Raw genomic sequence first — 22,698 nt, 5'->3', positions numbered from 1 at the left:
GCGGCGCCCGCCGAGCAGATCGAGCACAGCGAGGCACGGCTCGCGCGCGACCTGGGGGTGACGCGGCGTCGCTCCCGGGGAGCCCGCCCTTCCGCTCAGCAGCCGCGGGCCTGGACTCCCCGGGTCACTCGTCTCGTGACCACGGCAGGAGCCCGGTCGCCAGGCTCTTCACCGCCGCCGCCAGCTCGATCGGCTCGATCGGCTTGGGCACGTGCATCTGGTAGCCGGCCGCGAGCGCCCGCACCCGGTCCTCGGTCCGCGCGTACGGCGTCAGCGCCAGCGCCGGCGTCCGCCCCACCTTGCGCGGCAGGAGGTCGCGCACCTTCCGGATCAGCGAGTACCCGTCCTCGCCCGGCATCCCGATGTCGACGACGAGCAGCGCCGGCTCCGACGTCTCCAGCAGCTTGAGCGCCTCGGCGCTCGACGTCGCCGTGCTGACCTCGGCCCCGCAGCGCCGCAGCACCGACGTCAGCATCGCGAGCGTGTCGGGATCGTCGTCCGCGATGAGCACGCGCACGCCCGAGAGCCGCGGGAACGGGTTGCGCGGGTCGGGCGCGATGCCGGCGCTCGTCAGCGCCGTCGCCGTGGCGCCCGTCGACAGCGGCAGCTGCACCGTGCACGTCGTCCCGCGCCCGGGGCCGGCGCTCGTGATGCGCACCGTGCCGCCGTGCAGCCCCACGACGTGCCGCACGATCGACAGCCCCAGGCCGAGGCCGCCGTGGCGGCGCGCGCCGCTGTTGTCCTCCTGCCGGAACCGCTCGAAGACGTGCGGCAGCGAGTCCGCCGAGATGCCCTCCCCGTCGTCGCTCACCTTGATCTCGGCGTTGCGCTCGTCCTGCGAGAGCTGCACCTGGACCAGCCCCCCGGGCCGCGCGAACTTCACCGCGTTCGACAGGAGGTGCCACACGACCTGCTGGAGCCGCGCCGGATCGCCCTCCACGAACACGCCCTCGGGATCGAGCCTGGTCTCGATCGCCACGCCCTTGCCGGCGGCCGAGGGGAGGATCGACTCGACCGCCGTCTGCACCGGCAGCGTCAGCTCCACCGCGAGCCGCTCGATCTTCAGCGTGCCCGTCACGACCTGCGACGCGTCGAGCAGCTCGTCGATGAGCGTCACCTGGTGCTCGGCGTTGCGCTCGATCGCCGACAGGGCCCGCGTCTCCGCCACCCGATCGAGCGAGCCCGCCTGCATCATCCGCGCCCAGCCGAGGATCGCGTTGAGCGGCGTGCGCAGCTCGTGCGACACCGTCCCGAGGAACTCGTCCTTCAGCCGGTTCGCGTCCTGCACCTCGCGGTACAGCCGCGCGTTGTCGAGCGCGAGCGCGGCGCGGTGCGCGACCTCCTCGGCGAAGGCGACGTCGGACCGCTCGAAGAACCGGCCGGACTCCGACGACACGAGCGAGATCGCGCCGAGGATCCGCCCGCGCGCCCGGAGCGCCACCACGAGGTACGAGAGCGGCGCGAGCGCCCGGTTCGCCGCCGCCTCCTCGCTCGTCATCGCGTCGTGCAGCAGCACGTCCCCGCGCACGTCGGCGTAGAGCTCCGACCGGCCCGTGCGCAGCACGCGCGCCACCGGGCCCGGCTCGCCGTCGACGCGGCTCGGGTGGAAGTACCGGAGGAGCGGCTCCTTCAGCGGGCTCACGTGCGCGACCGCGACGTGGCGCAGGCCGAGGCCGTCGTCGATGTCCACCAGGCAGAAATCGGCGAGCACCGGGAGGGCGAGCCGCGCGAGCGACTGGAGCGTGGCCGTGAAGTCGAGCGACGCGGCGAGCGCCGTGCTGAGCTCCGCCAGGAAGGCGAAGCGCCGCGCCGCCTCCTCGGCCTCGGCGCGCGCCGCCTGCACCCGGATGAGCCGCGCGCGCTCCTCCTCGGACCGCTTCCGATCGGTGATGTCGCGGTGGATGCCGACCAGGAACAGCGGGCGGCCCTCCTGGTCGTGCACCGCGTACGCCGTCACCTCGATCGGCACCTCGGAGCCGTCGCGCCGCACGCACGGGACCTCGCCGACGAAGGTGCGCGCGTCCTCGATCTGCTGGAGGATCCTCCGCGTGGTCTCGTCGCGGACGTCGTCGCGGTGCAGGAGCGCCATGCTCTTGCCGACGATCTCCTCGGAGAGGTAGCCGAAGATCGACTCGGCCTCGCCCATCCAGTACCGGATGTTGCCCTCGACGTCGGTCACGAGGATCGCCTCGGGCATCTGCTTGAGCACCTCGTGCGAGAGGTGCATCGCCTCCTCCGTCTGCAGCGCGGAGAGGCGCGCCCGCTCGAGCGCCTGCGCGCTCTGCTGGACCAGCGCGAGCATGAACGCCCGGTCGTCCTCGGAGAACGACTGCGGCGCCGAGAAGCCGAAGCCCACGGCGCCGAGCACGCGCCCCTCGAGGAAGAGCGGGATCGCGGCGTACGCGCGCTCGCCCGTGGCGGCGCAGCAGGACACGAAGCCCGGCTCGAACTCGACGAAGCGCTCGTCCGACTCGAGGAAGATCGGCTGCCGCTCGCGGACCGCCCGCGCGAGCGGCAGCTCCGCGCTCAGCTCGAACGTCTTGAAGCGCGCGATCTGCGCCTCCAGGTACCCCGTCGAGCGCACCGTCTCGAGCTCGCCGCCGAGCCCGGCGCGCAGCGCCACCATGCCCGTCACCGCGCCGGCGGCCGCGACGACGTCGCTCGCGAGCACGCGGAGCACCGCGGGCGGCGTGATCGCGTCGGACAGCGCGGCCGTGACCGCGAAGAGCCAGGCGGCGCGGTCCGCGCTCCGCTCCGCGGACTGGCGCGCCTCCTCCGCCTTCCGGTAGAGGTAGGCGTTGTCGAGCGCCAGCGCCACGCGGTGCGCGAGCTCGGCCGCGAGCACGAGGTCGTCCGCGGAGTAGATGCGGTTCGACTCGGAGACGCCGAACGAGAGCACGCCGAGCTTGCGGCCGCGCGCGATGAGCGGCACCGCCATGGCCGAGCGCGTGCCGAGCTGCTCCAGCGCGGCGGCGCGCTCGGCGGCCTCCTCGCCCTGCTCGCCGTCGAGCTCGTGCAGGAGCTCGGATTCGCCGCTGTGCAGCACCTTGGCGATGCCGAGGCGCTCCTCGGCGTCGGGCGAGATCGCGCGGAGGAGCCCCTCGCGCTCGGGGTTCACGTGCTTGGCCGCGACCCGGCAGAACCGGTTCTTCGGCGCGCCCGCCTGCCCCGCGCGCCCTTCGCCCGCCGCCTCGGCCGCGGCGCGCTGGCGGCGCTGCGCGTAGATCCCCGGCGCGGGCGTGACGTCGAGCGCGCTCACCCCCGGCGCGAACGGCGGCCCGTCGGCCTCGGAGACCGGCGACGGCGGCGGCGGCGGCACGGAGCTGACCAGGCCCATCGCGTCGGCGGCGCCGCGCTCGATCAGATCGACCGTGCACCAGTCCGCGAGGAAGGGGACCGACAGACGCGCGAGACGCTCCAGGATCGTGTGCGGATCTAGCGATCCGGTGAGCTGCTCGCTCGCGTCCGCCAGGAACATCAGCTCATTATGGATCGCCCCGCCGCGGGGCTGCTTGAGGACCTGCCACGCCATGGCGGTCTCGGTGGGGTGGCCTTCACGCTCCATGATGGTCGCCGGCGGCCCGCATCGTAGCGAGGGCCGATCGCAGAAGCCAGCGGCGCAGGAGCGGGGCCAGGCGCCTATACGTCGGCGCTGAGCCGCGCGCGGGCGCGGTGGACGAGCGCCTGGACGGCCCGATGCGACTCGTCGCGGACCGCGCCGACGTCCTGGCCTGCCGTGGCGATGGGCGCGCCGACCTCGATCGCCGCGGGGATACGTCGCGTACGGCTCACCCGGGCCATGTGCGCCGCGAACGACTCGTCGGCGTAGGACGATTCCGCGCCGCCGTACGCGAGCCCGACAGGGACGATCTCGGCGCCGACGCGGCAGGCCGCGGTGAAACCGCCCGCGCGGAACGGCCGCACCTCATCCCCGGAGAACGTGGTCCCCTCGGGGTAAACCATCACACCACGGCCGCTCTTGAGCGCGGTGCACATGGCATGCACGACCGCGGAGCCGCTGCGCTTGCTCGACCGGTCGACGAAGAGCGTTCCGACGCGGCGCGCCGCCATGCCGATGACCGGCCAGCCGGCGAGGTCGGCGCGGCTCACGACGGTCGCCTCGAAGAACGCGAGCGTGACCATGATGTCGAGCGCGGAGCGGTGGTTCATCACGAACAGCCGCCCGACGCCCCCCGGATCGCGCCCGGGGTAGTACGCCCCGCTCGCCACGGCCGGGTCGGCCGCGCCGCCGGCGGGGCCGCGCGTGGGCTCCGCCTGGACGAGACCCCCGGCGCGCACGTCGAGGCCGTACAACTTCAGGAGCGCGCGCCCGTAACGGCGCATCCATGTATGGAGGACCACCTCGCGATCGGCGTCGCTGGAGAGCGCGGTGTCGATCTCCAGCAGGCCGTACATGCCGAAGGTGAGGCCGACGAAGCCGGCGGTGCGGAGCGGAAAGCGGAGGGCGTCGAGGGGAAGAGCGCTGACCATGGTTCGGGTGTCCTGGTCGTCGGGCGGTTCAGGTGGCGCGGCGATCCTTGGCGCGGAGCTGCACGGAGAGGAAGCCTCGGCGCGACCGGGCGCCGCAGGCGACCGCATACGGGATGCAGATGACCGCGGCGAGACCGCCGCTCGCCAAGTTCGTGGCGAGCGCCCGGCGGGACGAAGGCCCGCGCGACGCCCGCGGCGGCAGCTCCCTCACGCGCCGGCGACGGGGGCGCCCTCGAGCAGCCGCTTGAGGACGTCGTTCACGACGGCCGGGTTCGCGCTGCCCCCCGTCTTCTTCATGATCTGCCCGACGAAGAAGCCGAGGAGCGCGGTCTTGCCGGCGCGGTACGCCGCCGCCTGCTTCTCGTTCGCGGCGATGATCGAGGCGGCGATCGCCTCGATGGCGCCGGCGTCGCTCATCACGGCCATCCCCTTGTCGCGGACGATGTCGCCGGGCGCCCGGTCGGTGCCGGCCATCTCCATGTACACCTCCTTGGCCTGCTTGCCGCTGATCGCGCCCTCGTCCACGAGGCGGAGCAGCCCGGCCACCTGCGCCGGGGAGACCGGGAACGTCGCCGACAGGCCCGCCGTGCGGGTGTCGCGCAGCACCTCGCCCTGGACGAAGTTCGCGACCTTGACGGCGTCGCCGTGGAGGCGCGCCGCTTCCTCGAAGAACGCCGCGATCTGCGGGTGGCCGGTCAGCACCTGCGCCGCGTACGGCGTCAGCCCGAGCGACTCGGTCAAGCGGCGGCGCTTGTCGGCCGGCGGCTCCGGGAGCGCGGCGCGCACGTCGGCGAGGAACGCCTCGTCCACGACGAGCGGCGGCAGGTCCGGCTCGGGGAAGTAGCGGTAGCCGGACTCGTTCTCCTTGTCGCGGAGGAGGTACGTCTCCTTCTTCTCGGCGTTGTACCCGCGGGTCTGCTGCCGCACCCGGCCGCCCTGCTCGATGAGCGCGATCTGCCGCCGGATCTCGAGGTCGATCGCCTCGGCGACGAAGCGGAACGAGTTGATGTTCTTGAGCTCGGTCCGCGTGCCGAGCTTCGCCTCCCCGGCCGGGCGGACCGAGACGTTGGCGTCGCAGCGGAAGCTGCCCTGCTCGAGGTTGCCGTCGTTGACGCCGATGAACATCAGGATCTCGCGCAGCCGCTTCAGGTACTCGGCGGCCTCGGCGCCCGAGCGGAGGTCGGGCTCGCCGACGATCTCGATGAGCGGCGTGCCGGCGCGGTTGAGATCGACGACCGACAGGCCGCCGATGCCGTGGAGGTTCTTGCCGGCGTCCTCCTCCATGTGGACGCGCGTGATCCCCGCCCGTCGCTTGCCGGCCTCGGTCTCGATCTCGAGGGCGCCGCGCAGCGCGAGCGGCCGATCGTACTGGCTGAGCTGAAAGCCCTTCGGGAGGTCCGGGTAGAAGTAGTTCTTCCTCGCGAAGATGCTGCTCTCCTGGATCTCGCAGCCGAGCGCGAGCGCGGCGCTCACCGCCATCCGGACCGCCTCGCGGTTCAGCACCGGGAGCGCGCCCGGGAGGCCGAGGCAGACCGGGCACGTGTGCGTGTTCGGCGGGTCGCCGAAGCTGGTCGCGCAGCCGCAGAACGCCTTGGTGCGGGTGAGGAGCTGCGCGTGGACCTCGAGCCCGATGACCGCCTCGAAGGAGCCGTACGTCGTCGCCATGGCTCGCCGTTCTAGCAGAACCTCGCGCGGGCGAGGGGCCTCCGGCTTTACCTGTCGTGGTTCATCGCCCGGCGGGCAGGAGCCCGCCGTCTCATCGCCCGGCGGGCAGGAGCCCGCCGGGTGGGCGCGGCTCAGTGTTCCGCGGCTTCGCGCGTGAGGCCGGGGTGCGTCGGGTCGCCCGGCTCGTGGCGCTTGTTCGCCGTCAGCCGCGAGCCCGAGCGATCGGTGAGGCTCATGAGGAGATCGCGCCGGTAGATGAACTGCTCGCGCGAGTCGTAGGGCACCGCGTGGAGGCCGGTGTCCATGCGGATGGCGTCGACGGGGCACGCCTCGACGCAGTAGCCGCAGAAGACGCAGCGGAGCTCGTCGATGACGAAGCTGCTCGGGTAGCGCTCGTAGCCGTGCCGCCGATCCCCCTCGGGGTACTCGGCCGGATCGATCGCGATGCACTGCGCCGGGCACGCGGTCGAGCAGCAGAGGCACGCGACGCAGCGGGGCGAGCCGTCCTCGCGCAGCGTGAGCCGGTGGATGCCCCGGAAGCGCTCCGGGTAGGGGCGCTTCTCCTCGGGGTAGCTGATCGTCGTGACCCCCGGCTCGAGCGCGTTGAGCACCGGGTCCGGCTTCTGGCCGAGCACCATCTCCTTCGTGTTCTTGAAGAAGTGCTTCATCGTGAGCCCCAGCCCCTTCACCATCTCGGGGATGTAGGCCTGCACGTCGGCGCTCCGGGAGGGGCGCGGGATCGGCTTGCCGGCGACAGGCCTGCCGGCCGGCTTCGTCCAGGGATTGCTCGGGGTAGCCTTCGCCATGGGATCCTCCTCTACGCCTGCTGCGGCGTCGCCTTGGTGCCCCCCGCCGCGGCGGCGAACCGGGCCGAGGTGGAGACGATGATGCGCTGGCGCTCGACCGGCTCGAGGAGGCCGGCGATCATCGCCACGACCGCCGCGAAGCCGCCCACGGCGACGAGCGCGTGGGTGATGTCGGCGGCGACCTGGAGGCCGTCGCGGAGCCCCACCGGCGCCGAGTCGACGGCCAGGATCACGATGCCCGTCACCATCATGTTGACGAGCGTGAGCGGCAGGAGCTTCGTCCACCCGAGCCGCATCACCTGGTCGTAACGGAAGCGCGGCAGCGTCCAGCGGAAGAAGACCTGGACCCACGACATGAGGATCGTCTTGCCGAAGAAGGCGATGACGTACGTCAGGCTCACGGCCCAGTGGGTCATCTTGTACTGGAACAGCGTCGCGTCGCCGAGGACGACGTTGATGCCGTCGCGGTCCAGGAACGGCAGGTGGTAGCCGCCGAAGAAGAGCGTGACGAGGAGCGCGCTCGACGTGATGAGCTCCACGTACTCGCCCGTCATGAACATGCCGAACTTCATCCCGGAGTACTCGACGAAGTAGCCGGCGACGATCTCGCTCTCGCCCTCGGGCTGGTCGAACGGGATGCGCTTCGTCTCGGCCGCGAGGGCCGCGAGGAACAGGATGAACGCGAACGGCTGGACGAAGATCCCCCACGCGTGCTCGGCCTGCCACTGCACCATGTCGCCGAGCCGGACGCTCCCGTAGATCATGAAGAGCCCGACGACGCTGAGGCCCATGGCGACCTCGTAGCTGACCATCTGGCTCGCCGCGCGCAGGCCGCCGAGCAGCGAGAACTTGTTGTCGCTCGCCCAGCCGGCGAGCGCGGCGCCGATGATGCCGGTGCCCGCCATCGCGAAGATGTAGAGGATGCCGACGTTGAGGTCGGCGACCTGGAGGTTCACGACGTGGCCGGAGCACGTGAACGACTGGTCGACGGTCCGCTGGAGGAGCGGGAGGTCCGCGAAGCCGAAGATCCCGTCGCCGTTGTCCGCGAAGCAGAGCTTGTCGCCGAAGGGGATGACCGCGAACGTCACCAGCGCCGGGAACATCGCGAGCAGCGGCGCGAGCGAGTGGAGGAGCCGGTCGGCGTTCTTCGGGATGAAGTCCTCCTTCCAGATCATCTTGATCGCGTCGGCGGCCGCGTGGAGCGTGCCGAGCAGGCGCAGCGGGATCTTGCCCTCGGGCACGCGCAGCGCCGTGTACGCGCCCGTCACGACGAGCAGCGCGCCGAGCAGCACGCACACGACCCGCGCGGCCGTGGGCGCCGCCGCGACCGGGATCGCCTGCGTGACGAAGAAGGCCAGCACGTGGCCCAGGACGCCGGCGTAGAAGATGTTGCGCGGGTCGACGCGGGCGAGCGCCTCCTCGGCCCCGTTGATCGGGCCGCCCCGGCGGGCCGACGCGCAGAACACGAGCAGGCCGAGCCAGGTCACGAGCACCGCGAGCTGCGCGCCGATCACCAGCGTCTCGACGCCGGCCGGCCCGGTCATCTCGCGCGTCGCCGTGAACACGGCGAGCGCCCCGAGCAGCGCCGGCGGGAAGAACACGATGCCGCGCACGAGCATCGACGGCAGGTAGACGACCGCGCGGTTCGGGCCGACGCGGTCCTGCACCATCGCGCCCTGGCGCCGGTCGGCCCAGGTGGCGATCGCCGCCATGTTCAGCAGGAACAGGACGACGATGAGAATCTTCACGATCGCGAGAACGACCTCGACGAGAGTCATGCCGTGGCCTCCGTCTTCTTCGGCTCAACCCGCGCGCCGTCGGCGACGGCGGTCGCCGCCGCCGTGTGCGCGGGGGGCGCCGCGCCGAGCACCGCGGCCGGCGCGCCCGCCCCCGCGACCGCGCCGGGCGGCATGGCGCGGCGCAGCTCGGCGAGGGTCTTCCACCCGGTCTCGTACCCGAGCGCGCGCCCGAGCCGGCCGATGAGCTCCCAGGCCGGGCGCGCGTCGCCGTGCGGGAGCAGCGCCCGCTCGCTCCGCTGCGCGAGGCCCTTCCGGTTCACGTACGTCCCCTCGGCCTCGGCCCAGGAGCACGCCGGCAGCGCGACGCGCGCCGCCTTCGCCAGCGGCCCCTCGTGGGCGGCGATCGTCACCACCCCCTTGAGCCGCGAGAGCGCCCGCTGCGCCTCGCCCGCGTCGACCTCGAGGTCCGACCCGAGGGCGACGACGTACGCGTACTGCCCCGACGCGATCCCCTGGAGCAGCTCCGCGACCGGGCGCGGCGGGGTCGCCGCCGCGATCTGCACGGCGCCGCGGGTGTTCGGGTTCTTGTCCTCGCTGATCAGGATGTCGTCGCCCTGGCCGAGCGGCCTGCCCGACACGAAGAAGTCGGTCGCGCCGAGGTACGTCGTGGCGAGGTGGTAGAGCGCGAAGTTGTCCTCGTTCGAGTGCTGGGCCGACAGGACGATCGCGACCCGCGACGGGTCGTCGGCGTGGCCGCTGAGCTGCTCCTTGGCCGCGGCCAGGGCGTCCTCGACGCTCGCGTCGTCGTTGCCGACGAGCGCCGTGAGCAGCCGCCCCTCGACCGCGTGCCGGTACGACAGCATGCCGTCGTCGCACATCCAGTACGTGTTGACCGCCATGTTCTCGCGCGGGCGGTGCCGGTACGGCGTGTTGTTGCGCGGATCGTAGTCGAGGTAGGCGTTGCAGCCCGTCGCGCAGCCCTGGCAGACGGTCCGGGCGCTGCGGAGGAACCAGACCCGCGCCTTGAACCGGAAGTCGCGCGACGTGAGGGCGCCGACCGGGCAGACGTGCTCGGTCATCAGCGTGTAGTTGTGGTCGAGCTCGCGCCCGGGCGAGACCGTGATCTCCCCGAGGTTGCCGCGCTCGCGGACCGAGAGCACCGGATCGCGGGCGAGCTCGTTGCAGACGCGGATGCACCGCGTGCAGACGATGCAGCGCTCGGCGTCGTAGACGATGGTCGGCCCGAAGGTCACCGCCTTCGGCTTGTGCACCGGCTCCTGGTGCATCCGCTTGCCCTTGCGCTGGTGCTCGAGCCAGTAGTCCTGGAGGCGGCACTCGCCGGCCTGATCGCAGATCGGGCAGTCGACCGGGTGGTTCAGGAGGAGGAGCTCCTGCACCGCCGAGCGCGCCTCGGCCACGTGATCGCTGCCCTCGGACAGCACCTCCATGCCGTTCGCGCAGGCCATCTGGCAGGCCGGCTGGAGCTTCGGCTTCGCGGCCGGCACGTAGTCCTGCTTGGCCGGGTCCCAGCGGAGGATGTCGAGGCTCATCGCCGGGCGCCCGGGCGGCGGCAGCACCTCGACGAGGCACATCCGGCAGTTGGCGGCGACGCTGAGGCCCGGGTGCCAGCAGTAATGGGGGATGTCGATCCCGGCGCGGTGCGCCGCCCGGATGATCGTGTCACCGCTCTCGAAGGGGATCTCCCTTCCGTCGATCTTGATCGTAGGCATCGTGCTCTCGGTTCCCGGCGGGGCCGCGCGGGCCCCAGCTTCCTTAGGTCGATGACGGGAGCGCCGTCGCTAGTGGTCGCACTCCCCGCCGATCATGTTGAGCGAGCCGAAGGTCGGCACGACGTCGGGGATCATCAGCCCGGTGATGAGCTGCGAGAGGCCCTGCGTCGTGGCGAAGCACGGCGGCCGGATGCGGACGCGGTAGGGCGTGCCGCTGCCGTCGGACACCAGGTAGAAGCCGAGCTCGCCGTTGCCGGCCTCGGTGTACGAGTAGCACTCGCCGGCGGGCACCTTGATGCCCTCCATGACGATCTTGAAGTGCTGGATGGTCGCCTCGATGGTCGTGTAGACCTCCTCCTTCGGCGGCAGCACGATGCGCGGATCGTCGATGTTGACCGGCCCCTCGTCGGGCATCTGGTCGAGCGCCTGCTCGATGATCCGCGCCGACTGGCGGATCTCCTCCTGGCGGCACATGAACCGGTCGTAGTTGTCGCCCCGCGTGCCGACCGGCACGTCGAACTCGAAGCGGTCGTAGACCATGTACGGGTTCGCGCGGCGCACGTCGTACGCCAGGCCGGTCGCCCGGAGCACGACGCCCGTCCAGCCGAGCGCGAGCGCGTCCTCCTGCGAGATCTGCCCGACGCCGTCGAGGCGATCGAGGAAGATGCGGTTCTTCAGGATGAGCTTCTCGGCGTCGTTGACGAGCGCGAGCACGCGCGCGAGGCCCACCCGCACCATCGACTTGAAGTCGGGCGTGGGCGGCCGCGCCATGCCGCCGACGCGGCCGAAGCTGTGCGTCAGGCGCGCCCCCGTCTCCTCCTCGAAGATCTCCCAGAAGATCTCGCGCGCGCGGCACAGGTAGAGGAACGGCGTGAAGGCGCCGAGCTCCATGCTCATGGCGCCGCTGCAGATCATGTGATCGCAGATGCGCGCCATCTCGCCGAGGATCACGCGGTAGTACTGGCAGCGCTCGGGCACCGTGACGCCGAGCATCTTCTCGACCGCCAGCGCGAAGCCGACGTTGTTGAGCATCGGCGAGACGTAGTTGAGCCGGTCGACGTACGGGAAGACCTGCGTCCACGTGCCGCGCTCGCACATCTTCTCGAAGCCGCGGTGCAGGTAGCCGATCTGCACGTCGGCCTTGTTGATCGTCTCGCCCGAGAGCTCGAGCACGATCCGCACCGTGCCGTGCATCGCCGGGTGGGACGGCCCCATGTTGAGGAGCATCGGCTCGCTCGGGAGATCGAGGTGGGCCTCGTCCAGGTCGCGATCCAGCGGTTCCATCGTTCAGCTTCGCTCCTGCAGCGCACCCACGCCGATGCCCTGCGGTTTGCCCTTGTCCGAGGCCTCGTCCCCGCCGGTCGACTCGAGCGACGCGCCCGCGTTCAGCAGCGCGAAGTCGTGCGTCTGGCGGCCGAAGCTCATGCCCTCGTCGGGGCCGAACGGCGGCAGCTTGCCGATGTTCGGCACCTCCCGGAACGGGATGAGCGGCTGGATGCGGTTGGCCGGGTAGTCCTTGCGCAGCGGGTGCCCCTCAAACTCCGGGTACATCAGGATGCGCCGGAGGTCGGGGTGCCCGCGGAAGACGATGCCGAGCAGGTCGTAGCACTCGCGCTCGAACCAGTTCGCGCCCTTCCACACCGGCACAATCGAGTCGATCTCGGCGCCGTTGCCCTCCTCGTCGCCCACGCGCGCCTTGATCCGGATGCGGTGGTTCTTCTCGAAGGAGCGCAGGTGGCAGACCACCTCGAAGCGGGGCACGTCGCCGCGCCAGAGGTAGTCGACCGCCGTGAGGTCGACGAACATGTTCATCAGCGTCCGCGGGTCGTTGCGGAGGAAGAGCGCGACGTCGCGCCACACCGCCGGGTCGACCACCGCGGTGTCGTCGCCGAACTGCGAGTGCGTCTCCAGGACGGCGCCCGGGAACTGGGCCGTCAAGATCTCGAGGACCTTCTTGCTCACTGCTGGCTCCTCTCCTTGCGCTGGAGGGTGACGAGGCGCTCCGCGGTCTGGGCCGGGTCCTCGCGCGGCTTCACGATCGCCGGCGTGCGGTCGCCGCGCGCGATCTTGTCCTGGAGGAGCATGAGGCCGTCGAGCACCGCCTCGGGGCGCGGCGGGCACCCGGGCACGTAGACGTCGCAGGGGATGATCTTGTCGATGCCGGCGACGGTCGTGTAGTTGTCGTAGAAGCCGCCGCACGAGGCGCACGTGCCGAAGGCGAGCACCCACTTCGGGTCGGCCATCTGCTCGTAGATGCGCCGGAGCGCGGGCGCCTGGCGCTGGCTGATGGTCCCCACCACCCAGAGCAGGTCCGCCTGGCGCGGCGAGAAGCGCGGCACCTCGGCGCCGAACCGCGCCATGTCGTAGCGCGGGCTCGCCATCGCCATGTACTCCATCCCGCAGCATGCGGTCACGAACGGGTACTGGAACAGGGAGTACTTCTTCGCCCAGTTGAGCAGCGCGTCCACGCGCGTCGTCGCGAACCCGTGCTCGGAGCCCTCCATCACCCGCGTCGAGGGCCCTCCACCCTTCATTTCTCCCATTCCAGAGCTCCCTTCTTCCACACGTACACGAGCACGACGACGAGCATCGCGATGAACGAGCTCATCGTTGCGAGGCCCGTCCACCCCAGGGAGCGGAACTGGACCGTCCACGGGTAGATGAGCACCGCCTCGATGTCGAACACGACAAAGAGGATCGCCGTCAGGTAGAACTTCACGCTCGGCTTGACGAATCGCCCGCCCGTCGAGTCGCTGCCGCACTCGTACGGGATCATCTTCTCGGGCGTCGGGTTCTTCGGGCCGAGGAGCGACGTCAGCGTGAACATCGCGAGCGCGATGACCGCGGCGACGAGAAACAGCAGGAACAAGGGGATGTAGGTGGCCATCGAGAGAGCACTCCTACGGGTCGGTCCCGGGAGGGTCGACCGCCTCGCCGCAGCGCGCGGCGCCTCGGGCGAGACCTCAGGGCCCGCGGCCCCGAACCATGCAGTCCAAAAGGTGAGAGCGACGCGGCGATTGCTGCCTGAAACAGCAAAAATCCGAGCGATCCCGGCTTAATCCGCGCCGGATCTAGTCGGCCGCCGCGGGGGTGTCAATGGAGGCGGCGGTCAACCTGCCCCCCAACCGGCGGGCCGCAATCCTAGGAGCGGCTCGCCACGAGGACCAGCCCTCTCCATGCGGTCAGGGCCGTTCCCAGGGTCGCCTCGATCTCCCGGATCTCCTCGACCATCTCGGCGTCCGGCACGCCGACGCTCCGCGCCTCGCGGACGCAGGCGAGGGCGGCGACGAACTTCTTGCGCTGCACGAACGCCCGCGCGAGGAGCGGCCATATCTGCTTCGGCGGGGCGCCGAGGTTCGCGGCGCGCCGGAGGGGGCCGATGGCCTCGCCCGCCCGGCCGTCGTCGAGCATGGCCTCGCCCAGCCGGCGGAAGATGTCGCCGGCCGCGGCCCCGTCGTGCGCGTACTGGACCGCGAGGCGCATGACCTCCTCGCCCTGGTGCTCCTCGCCGAGCTTGACGCACGCGGTGCCGAGCAGGCCGAGCCCCTTGGCGATCAGGCTGCGGGCGTCCGGGGTGAGCATCTGCCCCTCGGGCGTGCGCAGGAAGATCGCGAGCGGCGCCGGCCAGGTGCCGAGCAGCTGGATCACCTTCGGGTAGTCGCCGCGCTGGGACGCGACCTCGGCCTCCGCGACCTTGGTGAGGTCGATGGCGGAGCGCGCGCCGGCCGAGGCGCGCTCGAGCTCGTCGCGCACGTGCGAGCGGATGCGGGCGCGGAACTCGTTCAGCTCGTGCGTCTCCTCGATGCCGTCGCGCAGGAGGAGGAGGCGCGAGGTCTTCCCCTCGACGGACAGCTTGCGGAGGCTGTAGCCGTAGAGGGGGGCGAGGAGCAGGTAGCGGACGCCGATGTGGAGCTGGATGCCCTCGAGGTCGGTGTCCCGCTCGGGGGCCTGCGGCGTCGTGTCCTCCGTGAGGAGGGCGCCGACGAGGCGGTGGCGGAAGTCGGCGAGCGTGAGCCGCTGGACGTCGCCGTCGATCTCCTCCTCGCCCGGCGGCGCGATCACGAAATCGACCAGCGTGTTGTCCGGGTTGCGGCGGTCGACGGTGAGCGCCGTGATGCGGGCGCCCGTAATCATCGAGAAGGCAAAGAACGCCTCGCCCACGATCTCGCAGAGCGCCTGGAAGCTGCCGATGCCGTCGCCTATGCGCTCGAACCAGCCGTCGGTCCGAACGGCATCGAGGGAGAACACGCGTTCCTTTGGCATGGTTCGACCCGGATCCGAAGGGCGCGTCCCGGATGGCGGACGCAAATCCCAGGGGGGCGAGACTCGCACGGTCGCGCGCGGCTCTCAAGAAAACTCCTAGGGATCGCGCGCATCGCCGTCGGCCTCGAGCGCGCCGCCGCCGTTCGCCATCGCCATCCATCGCGGCACGCCGGGCCACCTGCCCCCACCGCGCTCCGGGGGCCGCCCCTGCCCGCTCGTCCCCCCGCCGACGAGGCGCAGCGGCCGGCCCGACCCAGCCCAGTGCCTCACGCCCCGCGCGAGCCGTCCGAGGGCGCCGCTGCCGTCGCCCATCGCACGAGCCTCCCCCCTGGCTCTACGCCACGCGGGTCAGAAGCGGCTCTCCGTGGCGAGGAAAAACAAACCGCCAAGGCATCGAGGACGCCATGAAGAGAATTTTTTGGCTCTCTTGTTTCCTGGCGGCCTTGGCGCCTTGGCGGCGTCTCCTTCGGGTCGACGCAGGCGGCCCGCCGGGCCTGGTCTACGGCTCGGGATCGGTCCCCGCATCCGGATCGGTCCCCGCATCCGGATCGGTCCCCGGGTCCGGATCGGTCCCCGCATCCGGATCGGTCCCCGCATCCGGATCGGTCCCCGCATCCGGATCGGGATCGGGCGCGGGCGCGGCGCTGATGTGCAGCACGAGGTTGCCAGAGGAGGAGGGCCGGCTGTCGCCGACGATCGTGATCACCTGGCCCGCGGTGAGGGTGACCTCCACCCGCGAGGCGACCCCGCTCGCGTTGTCGTTGCACGCGAGCTCGGCGCCGGTGCAGCTGTCGCCGTCGTGCACGTGAAGGATGGTGTCGAAGGTCGAGGTCAGCGTGTCGATGATGTAGGTCCCGGCCACCGGCGCGGTGAAGCGGTAGACCCGGTCGTTGCCGCTCGACGTCGTGCAGCCCGGCGCGGCCGAGTTCGGCTGCAGCAAGGTCGAGCCATTCACCCGCTGCGGGACCGTCGAGCCGAGGTCGATCGGGTTCGCGCAGGTGCCCTCGCCGTTCGACAGGGAGACGTTGAGCTTGAACGCCCCCGTGGCGGACGGCCCGGAGCCATCGACCACGACGACCGTCGCCTGCCCGGCGACGAGCGACACCGCGACCCGCGACTGGGGGCCGGCCGTGTTGTCGTTGCAGCCGAGCGACGGGCCGCCGCACGCGCCGTCGTGCACGTGGAGGACCGTGTCGAAGCTCGAGCCGAACGTGTCGAAGACATAGACGCCATCCTCCGGGGCGACGAACGCGTACGTCGCCTCGGCGCCGCCGGGAGCGCCGCACGGCGCGCTCACGAAGTCGCCGAGGCCGACGGTCGTCCCGTTCACGGTCTGCGGGACGGCCGACTCCAGCTCGTTCGCCGGGCACGGGGGCGCCGGGATGCCGCTCACGTTGAGCTTGTAAGCGCCGGCGTCGTCGTACGCGCCGTCGACGACCACGTACGCGGTCTGTCCCGCCGAGAGCGGCGTGGACACCACCGAGTGGGACGAGGAGGACGACGCGTCGTTGTTGCAGCCCAGCGTGGGGCCCGCGCAGCTGCCGTCGTGGACGTGCAGCACGGTGTCGAGGCTCGACCCGATCGTATCGAAGGTATAACGCCCGTCGACGGGCGCCGTGAAGCTGTACGTCGCCTCGGGGCTGTCGCTCGAGGCGCAGGGCGACTCGAGGACGTGGTCGAGGCCCGACGTGTTGCCCGTGACCGACTGCGGGTAGGTCGAGCCGAGATCCATCATGGGGCACGAGGGCGGCTCCCACGCGGCGACGTTCAGCGTATAGCGCCCGCCCGCGGCCTCGAATCCATCGACGACCGCCACGATCGTCTGACCGGCCTCGAGCTCCACGACGGCGCGCGACTGCGACCCTCCTAGCGAGTCGTCGTTGCAGACGAGCACCTCGCCGTCGCACTCGCCGTCCTGCAGCTCCAGGATGGTGTTGAACTCGGAGCCGAACGTATCGAATACATACTTCCCGTCCGCCGGCGCCGTGAAGGTATAGCTCACGTCGGGGCCGCCCGGGTGGCCGCAGGTCGGCGTGATGGCGTCGCCGAGCAGCTCGGTGTCGCCGGTGAACGTCTTCGGGAGCGTGTCGCCGACGTCCTCTGAAGGGCAGATCGGCGGGCCTGCCTTCGACAGGTGAAGCTTGAACTCGCCCTCCGAGCCGTCGAAGCCGGTCACGACGATCAAGACCTGCTCGCCCGCGCCGATGACCGCGCGGACCTTGGACTGGAAGATGGTAGGGCTGATGTCATCGTTGCACGCGAGCTGAGCGCAGCTGGTCGCCGACACCACGCCAAGGGCCGTATCGAAGCTGGACCCCGAAGTGTCCAGCGTGTACGTCCCGGCCTCGGCGGGCGTGAAGAGGTAGACCCGCTCCGACGAGCCGGCCGCCACGCACGCGAGCCCGTAGTTCGTCTCTCCCGCGATGGTGGTCCCCGTCACCGTCTGCGGGAACGTGTCTTCGATCACGTCGTAGGTGCCGATGGCGCAGGTGCACGCGCCCTCCTGGCAGATGGCCCCGCGCTCGCACGCGACCTCGCAGGAGCCGCAGTGCAGCTCGCTCGTCTCCAGGTCGGCGCACGATCCGTCGCAGTCCGTGAGGCCTTCGGAGCAGGAGCAGGCGCCCTCGACGCACAGCTGGGTCGGCGAGCAGCGGGTCTCGCAGTCGCCGCAGTGGGTCCTGTCGGTCAGCGCGTCCACGCAGGCGCCGTCGCACGCCGTGAGGCCCTCGGGGCAGGCGCACTCGCCGTCCGCGCAGACCTGCCCCTCCTCGCACGCGACGTCGCAATCGCCGCAGTTCCGCGGGTCGGTCTGGAGGTTCACGCAGCGGCCGTCGCACTCGGTATGCTCTTCGCTGCACGCGCCGTCGGCCCCCCCTTGGCCCGGAGCGTCGATGCCGCCCTCGCCGCCCTCGCCGCCCCCGCCCTCACCGGGGTCTTCGCCATCGACGCAGGTGCCCGCCGCGCAGCGACGCCCCGCCGCGCAGGCGTTGCCGCATTCGCCGCAATGGTCGACGCTCGCCTGGGTATCGACGCATTCGCCGCCGCACTGCGACTGCCCGTCCGTGCACGGGTTCAGCGAGTTGGCGCTCTCGGCGCAGGACGACGCGAGGACAACCCCGGCGACCAGGAGCAACGCAGCGGACGAGAGGGTGGGCCTGAGGCGCAATCCGGATCGTTTCATATGCATCCTTGGGGGTACCTGGCCGTTGGGGCGGAGCGGATAACACGATACGCCCACGCCCGAGGTATCCGCAACCGGCGGGGGCGCTCATGGAGCGAGAAGTTCGCCTGGCTACGCGCGGCGCGAGCCGCGACCTGGACCGTGCTCGCGGCGCCTCGCGGAGGCGCCGCGGCGAGCTCAGCGCGACGGGCGGCGGCGCCGCCGGATCGGCGAGAGGGCGAGCGCGGCGTCCTCACGGAGCGGGGTTGATGTTCAGCGTGAAGCTGCCCGACAACGAGCCGTATCCGTCGACGACCACGGTGATGACCTCACCGGCGGTGAGCGTCAGCCTCACCCTCGACCGCGAGGTGCCGCCCCAATCGTCGTTGCATTTGAGCGTCTCGCCGCCGCAGCCGTCGCTGTGCACGTGAAGCACGGTGTCGTACGACGATCCGATCGTGTCGATGACGTAGTCGCCGTCGGCCGGCGCGGTGTAGGTGAACACCATGTCCGCGGCGGTCGAGCTGTACGTGCAGGAGGAGGCTGGCGTCGCCGAGTTGGGCTGGCTCGACGTGGTGCCGGTCGTCGTGAGCGGCAGCTCCGAGCCGAGATCGATCGCCGTCGAGCAGGTCCCCGGGCCGGTGAAGCGGTCCACCTGGAGCACGTAGTCGCCGGCGCTGGTGCCGCGGCCGTCGACGACGATGAAGACGGTCTGACCCGCGGCGAGGACGGTGGAGACGCGCGACTGCCGGCCGCCCGAAGAGTCGTCGTTGCACCCGAGCGACGCGCCCCTGCAGCTTCCATTCAAGATCTGGAGGACCGTATCGAGGCTCGAGCCGAGCGTATCGAAGATGAAGGTCCCGTTCTCCGGCGCGGTGAAGCTGTAGACCATGTCCGGAGCGGTCGAGGAGCCGCAGCTCGGGGTGACCGACCTGGGCTGATCCACGGTGCTCCCCGTGACGACCTGCGGGTAGCTGGACCCGAGCTCGATGGGTGTCGAGCAGGTGCCGCCGCCGTCGAACCGCTCGATATTGAGCGTGAAATCGCCCGACGCGCCCGCCGAATCGCCGTCGATGAGCAGGATGATCGTCTGCCCCTCCTCGAGATCCAGCGTGAGCTGCGACTGCTGGCTGCCTGCCGCGTCGGCGTTGCACGCGATCGTGGTCCCGGAGCAGGAGCCGTCGAGCGCGGCGAGGGTCGTGTTGAAGCTCGATCCGAACGTATCGATGAGGTACGTCCCGGCCTCGGGCGCGGTGAAGCTGTACGTCGTCTCGCGGCCGCCGGCGCCGCCGCAGGTCGGGCGCAGCAGGTCCACCGCGTCCGCGGTCGTCCCGGTCACCGTCTGAGGCACCGTCGTCCCGAGATCGATCAGCGGGCACGGGGGGACGAAGGTCTGGCTCACGTTGAGCGTGTAGGCGCCGGAGGCCGAGCTGCTGTAGCCGTCCACGACGACGATGACCGTCTGCCCCTCGTCGAGCAGCACCTTCACCTGCGATTGGAGGACGCCGGTGACCACGTCGTCGTTGCACCCGAGGCTCGGCCCGCTGCACGTGCCGTCGTGGATGTGGAGGGCCGTGTCGAAGCCGGTGCCGATGGTGTCGAAGGTGTAGAGCGCGTCCGCCGGCGCGGTGAACGCATAGGTGGCCTCGGGGCCGGCGCCTGTGCCGCAGGGCGCCGGGAGGGCGCTCTCGCGATCCACGATCGCGGTGGTGCCCGTCACCCGCTGCGGAAACGTGGAGGCGTCGAGGACGAACTCCGGGCACGGCGGCGGCACGTACTCGCTGACGTTGAGCGTGAACGGCCCGTACTCTCCCTCGGCGCCGTCGACGATCGCCACCACCGTCTGGCCCGCGGTGAGGTTCGCGACGACGCGCGACGTCTTCTCCGATGCGTTGTTGTTGTTGCAGGAGATCATCGAGCCTGTGCAGGTCCCGCTGCGCAGCTCGAGGACGGTGTCGAACGAGGAGCCGGCCGTGTCGAAGATGAACCTCCCGGCGTGGGGCGCGGTGAACGCGTAGCTCGCGTCGGGGGTGTCGAGCGAGCCGCAGCTCGCCACGAGGGCGTCGCCGAGCGCCCAGGTGTCGCCGTGGACCGACTGCGGGAGGGTCGGCTCGAGGGTGCCCACCGGGCAGGCCGGCGGCGCCGCCCGGTCGATGCGGAGCACGAAGTCGCCTTGCGCGCCGTTGTACCCCGAGACGACGACGAGGACCTCCTCCCCTCCCTCGAGGATCACCGAGGCGGCCGCCTCGGGCCCCGCGCGATCGTCGTTGCACGCGAGCTCGCCGCAGACCGCGCGATCGAGCACGGCGATCGCGGTGTCGTAGCTGGACCCGGCCGTATCGAACCTGTACGTGCCGGGCTCGTCCGCCGTGAATGCGTAGACGACCTCGGACGAGCCGGCGGCCACGCAGTCCAGCCCGAAATAGGTGTCTGCGCCGAGCGTACTGCCCCTCACGACCTGCGGGGTCGTCGAGCCGAGGACCTCGTGCTCGCCGACGATGCAGGCGCACGTGCCCGCCTGGCAGACCAGCCCCCCGCCGCACGCCGCGCCGCACGCGCCGCAGTGCTGCGGGTGGCTCGCGAGATCGACGCACTTGCCGTCGCAGGCCGTGAGGCCCTCGTCGCAGGCGCACTCCCCGTCCACGCACGTCGCGTTGAGCCCGCACCGGACGTCGCAGCCCCCGCAATGCAACGGATCTTTCGTCAGATCCGCGCAGCCGCCGCCGCACTCCGCGAGGCCGCCGTCGCAGCGGCAGGCGCCGCCCTCGCACAGCTGCCCGGCCGGGCATTCCTGGCCGCAGCCCCCGCAGTGATGCGGGTTGATGTCGAGATCGACGCAGCCGCCGCTGCACGGCTCGAGGCCGGGCGCGCAGAGCGCGCCGCCGGTCCCGTCCGACTCCCCTGGGGCCTCCACGCCCCCCTGGTCCCCGCCGCCCCCGCCGTTCCCCTTGTCCTCGCCGACGCACTCGCCCGCCTCGCACCGCTGCCCGCTCGCGCAGACGCCGTCGCAGCCGCCGCAGTGGTCGGGATCGACCTGCGTGTCGACGCACTCGGCGCCGCCGCACATCGCGAGGCCGTCATCGCACGTGATGCTCGAGCTGTCTCCCCGCGCGCAGGACGCAGAGCAGACGAGGAGGGCAGCTGCCGTCAGCCAGAGCGCTGTGAACGACAGCTCGAACCTGGAGCGCAATCCGGGTTGACTCATGAACTTCCTTTGGCGGATACGCCGGCCGCCTCGCGGCTCTTGGAGATTTCGCCGTTGAGGATACGCCTCTTCGCTTTCGCTCCGCAATCACGGATCACCGCGCATCGACTCGAGATCGTTCGACCTCCACGCACTCGGACACGCACTCGTGAGCGCGATCGTGAGATGGAGCGCAGGGACCAGCACGGAGGGGCGGTCCGGCGGAATGCGCGATACGGCCGCGCGGGGCGCACGCGTCACACGGCCGGGTGATCCGGCAGCGGATCGGCCTGGTCGGAGGTGGGTTGACGCGCCTGGACGGCCTCCAGCGCCGGAGCGCCCGTCTCGGGCCCCGGCGCGTCTTCGGGCTGCCGCTCCGGGCCGAGGAAGCGGGCGATCGGCTCGAAGAGCTCGACGCCGGTATAGGCGCCCACGGCGAGGTCGCCGTGGCCGTAATCTTCCCGCGCCCCGAAGTCGCGACCGAGCACGAGAAACCGCTTCGGCGTCTCCGGGTGATCGCGCCCCCACGCGTCGAACGCGGCGCGCACCGACGGGACGGGGGCAATCCTGTCGGCGCTGCCCGCGATGAAGAGGGCCGGCGCCGCGACGGACGCGAGGCCGTCGAGGACGCGCTCGCCGTCCACGCGGATCTCTCCGTCGCTCGCCAGCCAGGCGGCGAAGTCCGCGTTCAGCGCAGCGGGGATGTCCTCGATGCAGTTGACGAGCGCGAGCCGCGTGACGCCGGGAGGCACGTTGCGCGGATTGGCGACGGCGTGGTGAATCGGCGTCGGCAGCCACTCCGAGGCGAAGGCGACGCTGCGCGCCATGAAGCGGAGCGGCACGCCCGGGAGCAGCCGCCCCGGCAGAAAGCGCATGAGCCGCGCCGGCGTGGCGAGGCGGCCCGGAGAGCCGACGATGACGACGCGGCGCACCCGATCCTCCGGCACGCTGCGGCCGAGCGCGGCATAGAGGAGCATGCCGCCCATCGAGAAGCCGACATAATCGAGCGAGCGGGCGCCGGTGCGCTTCAGGATGGCGTCGAAGGCGCAGGGCAGGTCGTACTGGACCATGGCCGAGAAGCGGACGCTGCGGCGCTCGAGGCGGGTGAGGAGGCGGCCGCTCCGCAACGTCAGCAGCCACACGTCGCGTCCGAGCGTGGCGAGGTGGCGGGCCAGCGAGTAATCGGGGTGGATGTCCTGATTTCTATGGTTCGCGGCGATCCCGTGGACCAGGAGGATCGGTGGCAGATCCGGCTGCGCCTCCGCGCCGGGCGGGACGGGGACGCGGCGGATCTCGATCGGGGCGCCGTCCTCGGTCCGCAGGACCTCTTCGACGCTGTACTCGAGCGGCAGGGTCAGCCGCTTGACCCAGTAGAAGAGGTGCGCCCACAGCCCGATCGCGGCCAGCGCCACGAGAGCCAGCGCGACCAGGAGATAAGCCCCGAATGTCCAGACCATACGCCCAATCTACCTGCTGGCGCCGTTTCCGCATGCGAGCGCCCTCGGCAATAGTGGCGCATGGACGGAGCGCGGGCCAGCCGCTCGCTGAGCTCGCTTACCGGCGCTCGGCGCCCGATGATCATGAATTCATGGGAACACGATGTTTCATGATCATTTCTACCAGCGCGCGAGAAAGTCACACAGCGCTGGCCGGTCGACTC

The 22,698-nt window shown here is 71.3% G+C and carries 15 protein-coding genes; all 15 read right to left on the bottom strand.

The window, feature by feature from the left end; all coding sequences use genetic code 11:
* Nucleotides 1-124: 124 nt before the first annotated feature.
* Complete coding sequence (locus tag WME98_RS27620) at nucleotides 125-3,565, bottom strand: GAF domain-containing protein (RefSeq protein WP_437944686.1); 3,441 nt, start codon at nucleotides 3,563-3,565, stop codon at nucleotides 125-127.
* A 74-nt stretch (nucleotides 3,566-3,639) separates the two neighbouring features.
* Nucleotides 3,640-4,491, bottom strand: a complete 852-nt coding sequence (locus WME98_RS27615) for a lysophospholipid acyltransferase family protein (protein WP_437944685.1) — start codon at nucleotides 4,489-4,491, stop codon at nucleotides 3,640-3,642.
* Nucleotides 4,492-4,698: 207 nt separating this feature from the next.
* The gene (gatB, locus tag WME98_RS27610; RefSeq protein WP_437944683.1) at nucleotides 4,699-6,156 is read right to left on the bottom strand and encodes an Asp-tRNA(Asn)/Glu-tRNA(Gln) amidotransferase subunit GatB; all 1,458 of its coding nucleotides are present in this window, start codon (nucleotides 6,154-6,156) and stop codon (nucleotides 4,699-4,701) included.
* A 131-nt stretch (nucleotides 6,157-6,287) separates the two neighbouring features.
* On the bottom strand, nucleotides 6,288-6,962 hold the full coding sequence (locus tag WME98_RS27605) for a NuoI/complex I 23 kDa subunit family protein (RefSeq protein WP_437944682.1): 675 nt from the start codon (nucleotides 6,960-6,962) through the stop codon (nucleotides 6,288-6,290).
* Nucleotides 6,963-6,973: 11 nt separating this feature from the next.
* Nucleotides 6,974-8,740 (bottom strand): complex I subunit 1/NuoH family protein, encoded by a 1,767-nt coding sequence (locus WME98_RS27600; RefSeq protein ID WP_437944681.1) that lies wholly within the window; start codon nucleotides 8,738-8,740, stop codon nucleotides 6,974-6,976.
* Nucleotides 8,737-10,431 (bottom strand): 2Fe-2S iron-sulfur cluster-binding protein, encoded by a 1,695-nt coding sequence (locus WME98_RS27595; RefSeq protein WP_437335823.1) that lies wholly within the window; start codon nucleotides 10,429-10,431, stop codon nucleotides 8,737-8,739. Before WME98_RS27595 ends, WME98_RS27600 begins: the two co-directional genes overlap by 4 nt.
* A 69-nt stretch (nucleotides 10,432-10,500) precedes the next feature.
* Nucleotides 10,501-11,715: an NADH-quinone oxidoreductase subunit D gene (locus tag WME98_RS27590; protein ID WP_437317909.1), complete on the bottom strand. Its 1,215-nt coding sequence runs from the start codon at nucleotides 11,713-11,715 to the stop codon at nucleotides 10,501-10,503.
* A gap of 3 nt (nucleotides 11,716-11,718) precedes the next feature.
* A complete protein-coding gene (locus WME98_RS27585; RefSeq protein WP_061625326.1) occupies nucleotides 11,719-12,393 on the bottom strand; it encodes an NADH-quinone oxidoreductase subunit C in 675 nt (224 codons plus the stop codon).
* Nucleotides 12,390-12,974, bottom strand: coding sequence for an NADH-quinone oxidoreductase subunit B (locus WME98_RS27580; protein WP_129573004.1), 585 nt, complete (start codon nucleotides 12,972-12,974; stop codon nucleotides 12,390-12,392). Before WME98_RS27580 ends, WME98_RS27585 begins: the two co-directional genes overlap by 4 nt.
* Nucleotides 12,962-13,318: an NADH-quinone oxidoreductase subunit A gene (locus WME98_RS27575; protein WP_020732728.1), complete on the bottom strand. Its 357-nt coding sequence runs from the start codon at nucleotides 13,316-13,318 to the stop codon at nucleotides 12,962-12,964. The genes WME98_RS27580 and WME98_RS27575 overlap by 13 nt, the downstream gene beginning before the upstream one ends.
* Nucleotides 13,319-13,572: 254 nt before the next feature.
* Nucleotides 13,573-14,679, bottom strand: a complete 1,107-nt coding sequence (locus WME98_RS27570) for a hypothetical protein (RefSeq protein WP_437317906.1) — start codon at nucleotides 14,677-14,679, stop codon at nucleotides 13,573-13,575.
* 111 nt (nucleotides 14,680-14,790) lie between these two features.
* Nucleotides 14,791-15,006 (bottom strand): hypothetical protein, encoded by a 216-nt coding sequence (locus tag WME98_RS27565; protein WP_437944680.1) that lies wholly within the window; start codon nucleotides 15,004-15,006, stop codon nucleotides 14,791-14,793.
* A 187-nt stretch (nucleotides 15,007-15,193) separates the two neighbouring features.
* Nucleotides 15,194-17,875 carry an MXAN_6577-like cysteine-rich protein gene (locus WME98_RS27560; protein WP_437944679.1) on the bottom strand — a complete coding sequence of 894 codons (2,682 nt, stop codon included), beginning with the start codon at nucleotides 17,873-17,875 and terminating at the stop codon, nucleotides 15,194-15,196.
* 232 nt (nucleotides 17,876-18,107) lie between these two features.
* Nucleotides 18,108-21,059 carry an MXAN_6577-like cysteine-rich protein gene (locus WME98_RS27555; protein ID WP_437944678.1) on the bottom strand — a complete coding sequence of 984 codons (2,952 nt, stop codon included), beginning with the start codon at nucleotides 21,057-21,059 and terminating at the stop codon, nucleotides 18,108-18,110.
* A gap of 236 nt (nucleotides 21,060-21,295) precedes the next feature.
* The gene (locus WME98_RS27550; protein WP_437944677.1) at nucleotides 21,296-22,495 is read right to left on the bottom strand and encodes an alpha/beta fold hydrolase; all 1,200 of its coding nucleotides are present in this window, start codon (nucleotides 22,493-22,495) and stop codon (nucleotides 21,296-21,298) included.
* Between the last annotated feature and the right edge of the window lie 203 nt (nucleotides 22,496-22,698).

This window comes from Sorangium sp. So ce296 (assembly GCF_051529605.1).
Classification (GTDB): domain Bacteria; phylum Myxococcota_A; class Polyangia; order Polyangiales; family Polyangiaceae; genus Sorangium; species Sorangium cellulosum_D.
This window is presented reverse-complemented; position numbering and strand designations above follow the sequence as displayed.